Consider the following 13,663-nt stretch of genomic DNA (forward strand, 5'->3'; position numbering starts at 1 on the left):
ACTATAGCGACCTACCTGAGGCCGGCGAGGAAACTCTCGACGAGAGGCGACCAGACGGAATTGCCGTTGCTTGCGCCCGCGAGCATGTGGCCATCGCGGCCGAAGGCGCCGACCGGCCGGTACACGGCCTTGCCGCCGGCGCCGTCATAGGCCTCGACCATTCGCCTGGCGAGAGCGGGTTCGAAGAAGCTGTCGTTCTCGGCATAGATCCAGAGCATGGGCACGCGGGCGGTCGCGCCGTACTTGGCGGCTGCGTCGACCAGCGATCGCGGCGTGCAGTTGCCGATGCCGCCGCCCGACAGTTTCTGATGTCCGCCACGCCCGCCGGCGAAGTTGATCATGCCCGCCACCCCAACCGGGTTGCGGCTGGACAGCGCAACCGTCGCCCAGCCTCCGGCCGACTGGCCGACCACGACGGTGCGATCGGCGGCGACGTAGGGCTGCGTGCGCATGAAGTCGATGGTGGCCTGGATGTCGGCGGCGCCTTGCAGGCCAGCCCTGTAATAGTCGGGCGCATCGCACAGGCCATAGCCCTCGGCCCAGTCACCGCCGGTCTCGCCGTAGCCGCGCCGCAGCGGCAATGCCACGACGTAGCCGCGCGACAGGAACCACGACGACAGGGCCGTGTAGCGCGGCCGTTCCATCTTGAAGCGCTTCGAGCCATCGGCCGGCGAACCGTGGTTGATGACGACCAGCGGGCTCTTCGCCTCGCCCGGCGGTCGCATCACCGTGGCCACGAGCGTCGATCCGTTGGGACCGGGCAGGCGCACCACCTGCTCGCGGTCCTGCGCCGCCAGCGGCCCGACGAAGAGAAAGAAGAGAAGAACCGCGACCGGGCTGAAGCGCATCGTGATCTCCTAGCGACCGCTGCGTCGCGCGGGCTTGCCGCGACCACCGGAGCCTGTCCGCACGCCGCGGAAGACCCTGGAATGCTGCATCTTGCCGAGATGGACGCCGACATTGGCGCTGGCGGCCTGGCCCGGCAGTTCGAGTTCGTGGGCTTCGAGGCGACGGATCTCGTCGCGCAGGCGGCCGGCTTCCTCGAACTCGAGGTCGGCCGCGGCGGCGCGCATGCGCTTCTCAAGTTCGGCGATGTGCGTGCGCAGATTGTGTCCGACCAGATGCACGTCACCCGACACGCCGGTATCGACCGTGTAATGGTCGCGCTCGGCCGTCGACTGCAGGATCTCGGCGATATTCTTCTTCACCGAAGCCGGTGTGATGCCGTGCTTCTCGTTGTAGGCCTTCTGCTTCTCGCGGCGGCGATCGGTCTCGGCCATGGCGTACTTGATCGAGTCCGTAATCCTGTCGGCATACAGGATGACGCGGCCCTCGACGTTGCGCGCGGCTCGGCCGATCGTCTGCACCAAGGAGGTCGGCGAGCGCAGGAAGCCCTCCTTGTCGGCGTCGAGGATGGCGACCAGCGCGCATTCGGGGATATCGAGGCCCTCGCGCAGCAGGTTGATGCCGACCAGCACGTCGAAGGCGCCAAGCCGCAGGTCGCGAATGATCTCGATGCGCTCGAGCGTGTCGATGTCGGAATGCAGGTAGCGGCATCGGATGCCGGCCTCATGCATGTACTCGACGAGATCCTCGGCCATGCGCTTGGTCAGCACGGTGACCAGCACGCGCTGGCTCTTCTTCGCGCAGTCCTTGCACTCGGCAATCAGGTCGTCGACCTGCTTCTCGACTGGGCGGATGAGGACGGTCGGGTCGATCAGGCCCGTCGGGCGGATGACCTGCTCGATGAAGGCGCCCTGGGTGCGCTCCATTTCCCAGTCGCCCGGCGTTGCGCTGACATAGGTCGTGCGCGGGCGCAGCGCGTCCCATTCCTCGAACTTGAGCGGCCGGTTGTCGATCGCCGAGGGCAGGCGGAAGCCGAACTCGGCCAGCACGCTCTTGCGGTTGAAGTCTCCGCGGAACATGCCGCCGATCTGCGGCACGGTGACGTGACTCTCGTCGCAGATCAGCAGCGAGTCCTGCGGGAAGTATTCGAACAAAGTGGGCGGCGGCTCGCCCGGCTTGCGGCCGGTGAGATAGCGCGAATAGTTCTCGATGCCGGCGCAGGCGCCCGTCGTCTCCATCATCTCGATATCGAAATTGGTGCGCTGTTCGAGCCGCTGCGCTTCGAGCAGGCGGCCGGCGCGGTTGAATTCCTCGAGCCGCTGCTTCAGGTCGGTCTTTATCTGCTCGATCGCCTTCTGCAACGTCGGCTTGGGCGTCACGTAATGGCTGTTGGCATAGACGATGATGTCGTTGAGCGACAATGTCTTGTCCCCGGTCAGCGGATCGAATTCGGTGATCGATTCGATCTCGTCGCCGAACATCTCGAAGCGCCAGGCACGGTCCTCGTAATGGGCCGGGAAGAGATCAATCGTGTCGCCGCGCACGCGAAAAGTACCGCGCTGGAAAGCATTGTCGTTGCGCTTGTACTGCTGCTCGACGAAGCGGCGGAGCAGGGTGGAGCGGTCGAGCTTCTGACCCTTGTGCAGGCGAAAAGTCATCGCCTGGTAGTTCTCCAGCGGGCCGATGCCGTAGATGCAGGAGACCGAAGCGACGATGATGACGTCGTCGCGTTCCATCAGCGCGCGCGTTGCGGAGTGGCGCATCCGGTCGATCTGCTCGTTGATCGACGAATCCTTCTCGATGAAGGTGTCGGTGCGCGGCATGTAGGCTTCGGGCTGGTAGTAGTCGTAATACGACACGAAGTATTCGACGGCGTTCTCCGGGAAGAACCCTTTCATCTCGGAATAGAGCTGCGCAGCCAGCGTCTTGTTCGGCGCCATCACCAGCGCCGGGCGGCCCTGGCTCGCGATGACGTTGGCCATGGTGAAGGTCTTGCCCGAGCCGGTGACGCCCAGCAGCACCTGGTCGCGCTCGCCCGCCTCGACGCCGGCGATGAGCTGCTTGATCGCTGTGGGCTGGTCGCCGGCGGGCGTGTAATCCGACACGAGCTTGAAGGGCTTGGGCGTGACGCCTTCGAGCTCCGGTCGCCGCTGGATGTACGGCATCAGGAGCGGGATGGCTGGAACCGCAAGATTCTTTGAGGGCATGGCCTCCATTATATGATGCGCGCCTGCCGCTCCGGCAATGCTAGCGTCCCGCCCCCGATGCCCGACCTGCTGAGCGCTCCCTTTCTGATTTGTGCCGCCGTTGCCTGCATTGCAGGCATGGTGCGAGGCTTTGCCGGTTTCGGCGCGGCGATGTTGATGACGCCGATCTTTTCGGCCCTTTACGGGCCGGCGGTGGGCATAGCGCTTTGCCTGCTGCTGGAGATCGCGGTGGCGTTGCCGCTGGTGCCGCGCGTCCTGCCGCTCGTCGACTGGCGGCGGATCGGCCTGCTGCTGCTGGCGGCAGCCGCCGGTGTTCCCCTGGGCACTCTCGTGCTGACGGCGGTCGAGCCCGAGCCGATGCGCTGGGCGATCTCGGCCATCATCCTGAGTGCCGTCGCCATGCTGGCCAGCGGCTGGCGTTTTTCCGGCCGGCCGAACGCCGGCACGACGCTCGCCGCCGGCGCTGCCAGCGGATTCCTGAATGGACTATCGGGCATGGCGGGGCCGCCGATCGCGTTCTATTACCTCGCGGGTACGGATTCGGCGGCGTCGGTGCGTGCCAATCTCACGACCTATTTCGTGTTCGTCGACCTGTTGGCGCTGGCGGCCTTCGTGTCGCGCGACCTGATCGGCTGGAGCACCGGCGTGCAGGCCCTGTTCCTGGCGCCTGCGATCGTCCTGGGCGGACTCATCGGCGAGCGCCTCTTTCCGCTCGCCAGCGAGGCCTTCTATCGTCGGCTCGCCCTGCTGCTTCTCGTCGGCGTCGCGATCGGTTCATTGGTGATATAAGGCGAGCATGAAAGTCTGGGATAGAATCGTGGAAGGCATGAACGGGCTCGGCATCGCCGAGCTGCTCGGCCTGTCCTCGCCGCCGGCCGACGATGGCGGCCATCCCGGTTTGCGCCAGATCGGCTTCACCATCGGCGTGATCGCGCTCGGCGCCAAGATGGCGAGGGTCGACGGCGACGTGTCCGAAACCGAGGTCGCGGCGTTTCGTGCCTTCTTCCAGGTGCCTCCGGGCGAGGAAGCGAACGTCCAGCGGTTTTTCGATCTCGCCAAGCGCGACGCCGGCGGCTTCGAGACCTATGCGCGCCAGGTCGCGGCACTCTTTCCGGATGCCCCCGAAATCCTCGAGAACGTGATCGAGGGCCTGTTCAGCATCGCGCAGGCCGACGGCCGGATCGGCGCGCCGGAAGCCGACTATCTCGCCAAGGTCGCGAGTATCTTCGGTTTGCCCAGTTCGCGCTTCGAGCGTGCGAAGGCCGCCGCGCTCGGCGTCGCTGAATGCGAGCCGTGCGTCGTGCTGGGCATCGATCCGCTGGCGACCGACGAGCAGATCCGCGAGGCGTGGCTGCGGCAGGTGCGTGCCAACCATCCCGACAAGCTGATGGCGCAGGGCCTGCCGGAAGAGGCGATCGCGATGGCGAATCGCAAGCTCGCGTTGATCAACGATGCCTATGACCGGCTGCGCAGGCAGCGCGGTCTCGTGCCGGCCTGAGCGTGAACTTCGTCGACTTGCCGTCGCCCAATCATGCGCCGAGGCCCGATGGCGTGGCCGTCGATATCCTGGTGCTGCATTACACGGAGCTGCCACTCAAGGAATCGCTCGACATATTGCGCGACGGTGCGCGCGAGCTTCGTGTCAGCTCGCACTATGTGTTGGACCTCGACGGTACGGCCTATCGCCTGGTGCCGGAGGATCGCACCGCCTGGCATGCCGGCAAATCATGGTGGCGCGGCCGCGAGAGCTTGAACGCCACCTCGATCGGCATCGAGATCGTGAATCTGCATGGCGATCGTCACGACTATCCGAGCGAGCAGATCGAGGCGTTGATCGAACTCTGCCGCGAGATCGTCGCGCGCCATCCCGCGATCGTGCCGCGCAACGTCGTCGGCCATTCCGACATCGCGCCCCAGCGCAAGGTCGACCCCGGCCGCCGCTTTCCGTGGAAGATGCTCGCCGATCGGGGAATCGGCCTCTGGCCACGCGCCGGCGCGAGACCGCTCGACGGCGACTTTCACAAGGCGCTGCAGCGGTACGGCTACGCACCGCCCCTTGCCGTGCCGCCGCGGGAGATCGTGAAGGCCTTCCAGCGCCATTACCGGCCATCCAAGGTGGACGGCATGGTCGATCCCGAAACCAGTTCCCAGCTCGCCGGTCTGCTTGACCCGCTGGGACGAGCGGCTTAGTCAGGCGCCGGGTCAGACGGCTGGATGACTGCACTCGCGCGGGTAACCGTGCGGGTGAGGAAAGTCCGGGCTCCACGGAGACACGGTGCCGGATAACGTCCGGCGGGGGCGACCCCAGGGAAAGTGCCACAGAAAACAGACCGCCTGCCTGGTTCGCCAGGACGGTAAGGGTGAAACGGTGGAGTAAGAGCCCACCGCGCGACCGGTAACGGAAGCGGCATGGCAAACCCCACCGGGAGCAAGACCAAATAGGGGCGGCACGCCGGGCAACCGGCAGCGGTGTTTCCGCGTCGTCGCCCGGGTCGGTCGCGCGAGGCGCCCGGTAACGGGCGTCCCAGAGGAATGGTCATCCATCGCTTTCGGGCGAGGACAGAACCCGGCTTACAGGCCGTCTGATCCCTTTGCTTCCCCTATACGGACCACAAACACAATCCCTTGCGTTTGCATGCCGCGAGCGCACAATAGATGTAGTGGCTAAGCCGTTCAGATTCCTTGTGGATTCTTCCCTGAAGTAATTGCATCCCGGACTTTCCCATGATATCCCATTGTATCCCGTGTAACAGGCGGCGCAGGGGCGTGGGGCACCTGCAACGGGTCTAGAGGGGAGATGGGCCGTGGCATTCCGGTCCGAGATCCTGATCAAGCTGGACAAGAAAGGCCGGGTTCTGTTGCCCGCGGCTTTTCGCGACGAACTGCCTGCCGACGATCGCGGCGCGTTCGTGCTCTATCATTCCCCCACGGTTACCGGCCTCGTGAACGGCAATTCCCGCGCGGGCTTCGATGCCATGCTGGACCGTGTGCGTGCCGAAGCGCTGGGGCCGAAAGGTTCGCTGAAGGTCGCCCTCGACGACGAGGCGTTCGATCCGGCGGGCTATCTGTCGGCCGGCGCGCGCACCATTTCGCTGGAGCCGGACGGCCGCTTCACGATGCCGGCCGAGTTCGTCCAGACGCTCGACGCGACCGACGGTGTCATGCTGGTCGGCAAGGTCGAGAAGTTCCAGCTGTGGAATCCCGCCAGCTGGCAGGCGCGTCGCGATGCCGAGCGCGAGAAGATGGCGGCGTTCGTGCGTGGCATGAGCGGAGGCGACGCGTGATCGGCGTTCGCCACATTCCGGTGATGGCCCGCGAGGTCGTCGATGCCTTGCAGCCGCGCGACGGCGGCCGATATCTCGACGGCACGTTCGGCGCCGGCGGTTACACCACCGCGATGCTCGATCGTGCCGATTGCCAGGTGATTGCCATCGATCGCGATCCCGACGCGATTGCCGCCGGCAAGGCGCTGGCCGAACGCTACGCGCCGCGCCTGCGTCTGATCGAGGGCCGCTTCGGCGACATGGCCGACCTCCTGTCGGCAGAAGGTGTCGAGGATGTCGACGGCGTCGCGCTCGACCTCGGCGTTTCGTCGATGCAGTTCGACCAGGCCGATCGCGGCTTCTCTTTCCGTGCGTCGGGTCCGCTCGACATGCGCATGGAAAAGAACGGGCAGTCGGCCGCGGATCTGGTGAACGACGCCGACGAAGTCGAGCTCGCCGACATCATCTGGCGCTACGGCGAGGAGCGTCGCAGCCGTCGCGTGGCGCGCAACATCGTCGAGGCGCGTCGCGCCAAGCGCATCGAAACCACCGGCGAGCTGGCCGAGATCGTGCGCCGCGCGGTCGGTCCGCAGGGCAGGGACGAGAGCGATCCCGCCACGCGCACCTTCCAGGCGCTGCGCATCGCCGTGAACGACGAACTGGGCGAACTCGAGCGCGGCCTCGCCGCCGCCGAGCAGGTCCTGGCGCCGGGGGGGCGGTTTGCAATCGTGTCCTTCCATTCGCTGGAAGACCGTGCCGTGAAGGAATTCGTCCGCGCCCGTGCCGGCCGCACGCCGGGTCCGTCGCGCCACGCGCCGCCCAGTGCCGGTGGCCGCGTCGCGACGCTGCGCGATCTCTCGCGCAAGCCGGTGCTGCCGTCCGACGAGGAAGTCGCGGGCAATCCGCGCGCCCGTTCGGCCCGCCTGCGCGTGGCGGAGAAACTCGGCGCGGGAGACCGCGCATGATCCATCGTGGTCTCCTGTTCTGGTCGGTCGCCGCCGTCGCCACGGCCGTGGGCCTGTTCACCGTCAAGTACAAGGTGCAGGACCTCGAGGAGCGGATCGATCGCACCAACCAGAAGATCATCGAGAGCCAGCAGGCGACGCACATCCTGCGCGTCGAGTGGGCTCACCTGAACGAATCCGAGCGCATCGAGCTGCTCGCCCAGAAGCATCTCAAGCTCGAGTCGGCCTCCATCAAGCAGGTGGTCCGACTCGATCAACTCAAACCCGAATCTGTCCCCCCGCGGCGCGAAGCACCACTCCCTTCCCCCCCACGAACGGGCAACGACGTCCCCTCGTCGACTTTGCCCGGTGGTGCCCGCGTCGCAGCGGAGGCCGGCAGCCCCTCGCCGGCCTCCGCACCTCTTTCCAAGCGTACCCCCGGACCCACGACGCCCCCTCGACCGGCCCAGATACAAGAGCCGGCAACATCGGGTCCGGTTGGCGACGGCCAGAGCGCCGCAGTCTCCATCGATGAAATCCTCTCGCGTAAACAAGAGGGTCCACGATGAGGCTGTGGCGCAAGTCTGCCTCGCCTGAACCGGCCGCCGCGGAAAACGCGGCGGCCGGCGCGCGTTACACCTCGGCCAAGGAGCGGCTGAAGGGCGATGCGCAGGAGACCGCCCGGCAGCGCCTGATGATCGCCTCGGTGATCTTCGGCATTGCCTTCACGGCGGTCGGCCTGCGCATGGGTTACGTGTCGCTGCTGCGTGACGGCGCCGAGCCGACACAGCGCGTCGCGGCCCGCGGCGGTTCGATCCAGTCCGAGCGCGCCGACATCGTGGACCGCAATGGCGCCGTGCTGGCGACGTCGGTCCCGGTCATGTCGGCGTTCGTCAATCCGCACCTTCTGCTCGACCCGCAGGAAGCCGCGCGCAAGATCGTGACGGCGCTTCCGGACCTGAAGTACGACGACGTCCGCGAGAAGCTCGAAGGCGACCGGACCTTCGTCTGGATCAAGCGCGGCCTCAGCCCGCGCGAGCACGACCGCGTCAACCGCCTCGGCATTCCCGGCCTCGAGTTCCAGGCCGAGGAACGTCGCATCTATCCGCAGGGTACCGCCGCCGCTCATATTCTGGGCTATGCCAGCGTCGACAATACCGGCCTTGCGGGCACGGAGCGCTACTTCGACCAGCAGCTCCAGAGTGGCGAGACGGTGCAGCTTTCCATCGACCTGCGCCTGCAGCGCATCGTCGAGCGCGAACTCGCGCGCGCCGTCCAGAAATTCTCGGCGATCGGCGCCACCGCGATCGTGATGGACGTCACCAACGGCGAGGTCCTCGCCATGGCGTCGCTGCCCACCTACAATCCCAACAGCACCCGGACGCTGACCAACGAGGCGCTTTTCAATCGCGCCACGCTCGGCGTCTACGAGCAGGGTTCGACCTTCAAGATATTCAATACGGCCATGGCGCTCGATTCGGGCAAGGTGTCGATGACGAGCGTCTTCGATGCCACGTCGCCGATCAAGATCGACCGCTTCACCATCAACGACGACCACGCCCAGCGCCGTCCGCTGTCGGTGCCCGATATCTTCAAGTATTCGTCGAACATCGCCTCGGCCAAGATGGCGGTCGAGGTGATGGGGCCGGAGGGCCAGAGGGCCTTCTTCGACAAGATCGGCTTCCTGAAGCCGGTCACCACCCAGCTTCCCGAAGTCGCCGGCCCGCTCTGGCCGCGTCACTGGATGAAGATCAACACCATGACCATCGCCTTCGGTCACGGCATCTCGGTGACGCCGCTGCATCTGGCGATGGGTTCCGCGGCCATGATCAACGGCGGCATCCTCTACCAGCCCTCGCTGGTCAAGCGCACGGCCGCCAGCGACAAGGGCCGCCGGGTCATCCAGCAGAAGACGTCGGTCAACATGCGCCAGCTGCTGCGCCTCAACGCGGTCGAGGGAACCGGCAAGAACGCCAACGTTCCGGGCTACGAGGTCGGCGGCAAGACAGGCACCGCCGAGAAGCCGGGGCGCGGCGGCTACCGCCAGAAGGCGCTGATCAGCTCCTTCGTCGGCGCGTTCCCGATGAACGACCCGAAGTTCGTCGTCATCGTCTCGCTCGACGAGCCGAAGGGCCTGCCCGAGACGGGCGGCTACGCCACGGCCGGCTGGGTCGCGGCGCCGTCGGTCAAGGTCATCATCGAACAGATCGTGTCGCTCTACGGCATCCTGCCGGGCGATCTCAAGGAAGGCCTGCCCCCGATCGAGATCGCCTCGACCCCGGTGCCGGCTCCCGTCGTACCGGCGCAGGTCGTACCGGCGAGCGTGCGTCGCTCGCCCGGCGATCATCGCAAGGCCCTGCCGGTCCGCCCGGCCCCCGGTCAGACGGCGGCGGCACCCGGTCCGGGAGTGCGCCGCGTTGCGTCTGAGTGAGCTGATGCGCCGGGGCGCAGACGCAACCGCGATTTATCCCGCGTTGCCGCGCGATCCCATTCTCGCCGGACTGACGCTCGACTCCCGCAAGGTAAAGCCGGGTTATCTTTTCGCCGCCCTGTCGGGGAGCCACCAGGACGGGGCTGCCTTCGTGGCCGACGCCGTGAAGCGCGGTGCCGTCGCGATTCTCGCCGCCCCCGATGCCGTGCTGCCGCCGCTCGATCCTGGCATCGTGGTCGTGCGCGACGCCAATACGCGCCGTCGCGTGGCGTTGATGGCCTCGGCCTTCGCCGGCGCCCAGCCCGCCACCATCGCCGCCGTCACCGGCACCAACGGCAAATCGTCGACAGTGCATTTCGTACGCCAGATCTGGGAGCGGATCGGTCTGAAGGCGGCCAGCATCGGAACGCTCGGGATCGTGTCGCCCGGCCTCGTGCGCGACGGCGGCCTCACCACGCCCGATCCGGTGCAGCTTCACGAGGACCTGGCGACCCTGGCGCGCGAGGGCGTGTCGCATCTCGCCATCGAGGCGTCGAGCCACGGCATCGACCAGTCACGGCTCGACGGGCTGCGCCTCGCCGCGGCGGCCTTCACCAACCTCACGCACGAGCATCTGGACTATCACCGCTCGATGGACGCCTACTTCGCGGCCAAGGCGCGCCTGTTCGACGTGCTGCTGCCGCCGAACAGCACCGCCGTCGTCAACGCCGACAGCGATCGCGCCGACGCACTGGCCGCGATCTGCCGCTCGCGCGGCATCCGCTTCTGGACCTATGGTGCGAAGGGCAGCGAGTTCCGTCTGCTGGCCGACGATCCCACGCCGACCGGCCAGAATCTGTCGCTCGAAGTCATGGGCACACGCCACGAAGTCGACCTGCCGCTGGTCGGCGGCTTCCAGGCCTCGAACGCGCTGGCGGCGCTCGGCCTCGTCGTTGCCACCGGCGGCGATCCGGCCCGCGCCGTCGCCGCGCTCGCCCATCTGACCGGCGCGCCCGGCCGGCTGCAGCTCGTCGCCCGCCATCGCACCGGCGCCGCCGTCTATGTCGACTATGCCCACAAGCCCGAGGCGCTGGAGACGGTGTTGCGCACGCTGCGGCCCTTCGCGCGCGGCAAGCTCGTCGTCGTGTTCGGCTGCGGCGGCGACCGCGACCGCGCCAAGCGGCCGGTGATGGGCGAGATCGCCACGCGCCTTGCCGACCTCACCATCGTCACCGACGACAATCCTCGCAGCGAGGAGCCGGCCGCGATCCGCGCCGAGATCGTGCGCGGTATCGCTGACGATCGCCGCAACTGGATCGAGATTGCCAACGGCCGCCACGCCGCCCTTGCCGCTGGCATGGAAGCGCTGTCGAGCGCCGACGACCTGCTGCTGATCGCCGGCAAGGGCCATGAGACCGGACAGACGATCAAGGGCGTGACGCACCATTTCGACGACGCGGAGGAAGCGCGCGCCCTGGCCGGAGGCACGGCATGAGCGCGCTCTGGACCTCCGACGAGGTGAAGGCGGCGCTGACGGCGGCTTCCATCACCATACCCTTCGAGGCCGAGGGCGTGACCTTCGATAGCCGCGCCGTCGGCAAGGGCGATCTCTTCTTTGCCCTGAGCGGAGAGACGACCGACGGTCACGGTTTTGTGGCCGATGCTTTGTCGCGCGGCGCCGCGGCCGCCGTCGTGTCGCGCGACGTCGAGGGCGCCCGTGGCACGCTGGTTCGCGTGCCGGACACGATGAAGGCGCTGGTCGAACTCGGTCGTGCCGCGCGTCGCCGCAGCAAGGCGCGAATCGCCAGCGTCACCGGCTCGGTCGGCAAGACCAGCACCAAGGACGCGTTGCGCGCGATGCTCTCGGCCCAGGCGCCGACCTCGGCCAGCGTCGCGAGCTACAACAATCATGTCGGCGTGCCGGTCAGCCTCGCGCGCCTGCCGCGCGGTGCGCAGTACGGCGTGTTCGAGATCGGCATGAACCATCCCGGCGAGATCGAGCCGCTCGCCCGTCAGGTCGAGGCGCATGTCGGCGTCGTGACCAATGTGGGGCCGGTGCACATCGGCCACATGGGCAGTGAGGAAGCGGTCGCCGACGAGAAGGGGTGTCTGTTCGCCGGCATGGCGGAAGGCGCAGTGGCCGTGCTCAATCGCGACAGCCATCACTACGAGCGGCTGGTCGGAAAAGCGCGTCATTTCGGCGTTTCACGCATCGTCGGCTTCGGGCGCAGCGAGGCTGCGGACGCCCGTCTTGTCTCCTGCAATCTGCAGGATTCGGGCAGTGAAGTTGCAGCCTTGCTCCACGGTCGCCGGATCGAGTATCGGCTGGGCGCGGCCGGTGAGCATTGGGTGCTGAACAGCGTCGCGGCGCTGGCGGTGGTCGAGGCGCTCGGCGCGGATGTGTCGAGCGCGGCGGCCACGCTGGCCGGCGTGAAGGCCTCACCCGGTCGTGGTGCGCGCCGGATGCTGAAGTTCGGCAACGGCACGATCGAGCTGCTGGACGAGAGCTACAACGCCAATCCGGTCTCGGTGAAGGCGATGCTCGCGGTCCTGGCGCGGACCGAGCCGCAGCCGGGAGGGCGCCGGATACTCGCGCTGGGCGACATGCGCGAACTGGGCGAGGGCGCGGACGGCTACCACGCCGGTCTCGCCGATGCGGTGGCCGCGAGCGGCGCTGCGCAGGTGTTCCTGTGCGGCCCGCACATGCAGGCCCTGTGGCAGAAGCTGGCGCGCGCGCAGCGCGGTGTGCACCGGCCGGATTCGGCGGCGCTGGCGGGCGATCTTCCGGCGGTGCTCAGGGCAGGGGATGTGGTCGCAGTGAAGGGTTCGCTGGGATCGAAAATGAAGATCGTCGTGGACGCCATCGTGGCGGCCAGCGGCGGCGAGGCGGGACGCTAGGATGTTCTACAATTTTCTCTATCCGCTGGCGGACCTGTTCACGCCGTTCAACCTGTTCCGCTATCTGACGTTCCGCTCCATCGCGGCCTTCCTCACGGCGCTGGTGCTGAGCTTCCTGATCGGCGGCGCGCTCATCCGCTGGCTGCGCAGCAAGCAGAAGCAGGGACAGCCGATCCGCGACGATGGTCCGGCCAGCCACCTGATGACCAAGAAGGGCACGCCGACGATGGGTGGGCTGCTGATCCTGATCACGCTGTCGGTCGCGACGCTGCTGTGGGCCGACCTCACCAACCGCTATGTCTGGATCGTCCTGGGCGTCACGCTGGCCTTTGGCGCGGTGGGCTTCTGGGACGACTTCCTGAAGGTCACAAAGCGCAACACCAAGGGCGTGCCGGGCAAGATCAAGCTCGCGCTCACGGTCGGCGCCTCCGCCATCGCGGTCTACCTGATCGCCCAGGCCTCGCCCGCGCCGCTGCGCTACCAGCTCGCCGTTCCGTTCCTCAAGGACGTGCTGATCCCGCTGGGCATCGTCGGCTTCATCGGCTTCGGCGTCCTGGTGATCGCCGGCACCTCGAACGCGGTGAACCTGACCGACGGTCTCGACGGGCTCGCCATCGGCCCGGTCATCATGGCCTCTGCCGTGTTCGGTCTGATCGCCTACGTCGTCGGCAATACGATCCTCACCAACTACCTCTACCTCCATCACGTGCCGCGTTCGGGCGAACTTGCCGTGCTGCTGGCGGCGCTGGTGGGCGCGGGCCTCGGCTTCCTCTGGTTCAACGCACCGCCTGCGATGGTGTTCATGGGCGATACCGGCTCGCTCGCCATCGGCGGGGCGCTGGGAGCGGTCGCGGTCGTCACCAAGCACGAGATCGTGCTGTCGATCGTGGGTGGCCTGTTCGTGCTCGAAACGGTCTCGGTGATCGTGCAGGTGCTCTCCTACAAATGGACCGGCAAGCGGGTCTTCCGAATGGCGCCGCTGCATCATCATTTCGAGCAGAAGGGATGGGCCGAGCCCACCATCGTCTTCCGCTTCTGGATCATCGCGGCCATCCTGGCGATGGCCGGCCTCGCCACCCTGAAGCTCCGGTGAGC

General features: G+C 67.2%; 11 protein-coding genes, 1 other RNA gene and 1 pseudogene. 11 read left to right on the plus strand and 2 right to left on the minus strand.

Features of this window, described 5'->3' with window-relative positions:
- Positions 1 to 11 precede the first annotated feature (11 nt).
- Both KQ910_RS19495 and uvrB read right to left on the minus strand, forming a co-directional pair.
- Positions 12 to 848 carry an alpha/beta hydrolase family protein gene (locus tag KQ910_RS19495; protein WP_216964396.1) on the minus strand — a complete coding sequence of 279 codons (837 nt, stop codon included), beginning with the start codon at positions 846 to 848 and terminating at the stop codon, positions 12 to 14.
- 9 nt (positions 849 to 857) lie between these two features.
- Positions 858 to 3,281: pseudogene (gene uvrB / locus KQ910_RS19500) on the minus strand (excinuclease ABC subunit UvrB); the annotation flags it as partial.
- Between uvrB and KQ910_RS19505 the strand changes: the two are divergent.
- From KQ910_RS19505 to mraY, 11 genes are all read left to right on the plus strand, one after another.
- A complete protein-coding gene (locus KQ910_RS19505) occupies positions 3,204 to 3,842 on the plus strand; it encodes a sulfite exporter TauE/SafE family protein (RefSeq protein WP_229600877.1) in 639 nt (212 codons plus the stop codon). The pseudogene uvrB and the gene KQ910_RS19505 sit on opposite strands and share 78 nt — an antisense overlap.
- A gap of 37 nt (positions 3,843 to 3,879) precedes the next feature.
- The gene (locus KQ910_RS19510) at positions 3,880 to 4,551 is read left to right on the plus strand and encodes a molecular chaperone DjiA (RefSeq protein WP_229600878.1); all 672 of its coding nucleotides are present in this window, start codon (positions 3,880 to 3,882) and stop codon (positions 4,549 to 4,551) included.
- A gap of 53 nt (positions 4,552 to 4,604) precedes the next feature.
- Entirely contained in the window at positions 4,605 to 5,243 is a 639-nt protein-coding gene (locus KQ910_RS19515; RefSeq protein ID WP_369408394.1) for an N-acetylmuramoyl-L-alanine amidase, read from the plus strand.
- A 12-nt stretch (positions 5,244 to 5,255) separates the two neighbouring features.
- Positions 5,256 to 5,643: RNase P RNA component class A (rnpB, locus tag KQ910_RS19520), an RNA gene on the plus strand.
- A 214-nt stretch (positions 5,644 to 5,857) separates the two neighbouring features.
- A complete protein-coding gene (locus KQ910_RS27285) occupies positions 5,858 to 6,337 on the plus strand; it encodes a division/cell wall cluster transcriptional repressor MraZ (protein ID WP_068191866.1) in 480 nt (159 codons plus the stop codon).
- A complete protein-coding gene (rsmH, locus tag KQ910_RS19530; RefSeq protein WP_216964404.1) occupies positions 6,334 to 7,281 on the plus strand; it encodes a 16S rRNA (cytosine(1402)-N(4))-methyltransferase RsmH in 948 nt (315 codons plus the stop codon). The genes KQ910_RS27285 and rsmH overlap by 4 nt, the downstream gene beginning before the upstream one ends.
- The gene (ftsL, locus tag KQ910_RS19535; protein WP_216964406.1) at positions 7,278 to 7,829 is read left to right on the plus strand and encodes a cell division protein FtsL; all 552 of its coding nucleotides are present in this window, start codon (positions 7,278 to 7,280) and stop codon (positions 7,827 to 7,829) included. The genes rsmH and ftsL overlap by 4 nt, the downstream gene beginning before the upstream one ends.
- Positions 7,826 to 9,691 carry a peptidoglycan D,D-transpeptidase FtsI family protein gene (locus KQ910_RS19540; RefSeq protein WP_216964408.1) on the plus strand — a complete coding sequence of 622 codons (1,866 nt, stop codon included), beginning with the start codon at positions 7,826 to 7,828 and terminating at the stop codon, positions 9,689 to 9,691. The genes ftsL and KQ910_RS19540 overlap by 4 nt, the downstream gene beginning before the upstream one ends.
- 4 nt (positions 9,692 to 9,695) lie before the next feature.
- Positions 9,696 to 11,165 carry a UDP-N-acetylmuramoyl-L-alanyl-D-glutamate--2,6-diaminopimelate ligase gene (locus KQ910_RS19545; RefSeq protein ID WP_216964410.1) on the plus strand — a complete coding sequence of 490 codons (1,470 nt, stop codon included), beginning with the start codon at positions 9,696 to 9,698 and terminating at the stop codon, positions 11,163 to 11,165.
- A complete protein-coding gene (locus tag KQ910_RS19550) occupies positions 11,162 to 12,568 on the plus strand; it encodes a UDP-N-acetylmuramoyl-tripeptide--D-alanyl-D-alanine ligase (RefSeq protein WP_216964411.1) in 1,407 nt (468 codons plus the stop codon). The genes KQ910_RS19545 and KQ910_RS19550 overlap by 4 nt, the downstream gene beginning before the upstream one ends.
- Before the next feature lies 1 nt (position 12,569).
- On the plus strand, positions 12,570 to 13,661 hold the full coding sequence (gene mraY / locus KQ910_RS19555; protein WP_216964413.1) for a phospho-N-acetylmuramoyl-pentapeptide-transferase: 1,092 nt from the start codon (positions 12,570 to 12,572) through the stop codon (positions 13,659 to 13,661).
- Positions 13,662 to 13,663 lie beyond the last annotated feature (2 nt).

The sequence above is a fragment of the Reyranella humidisoli genome (genome assembly GCF_019039055.1).
Taxonomy (GTDB): Bacteria; Pseudomonadota; Alphaproteobacteria; order Reyranellales; family Reyranellaceae; genus Reyranella; species Reyranella humidisoli.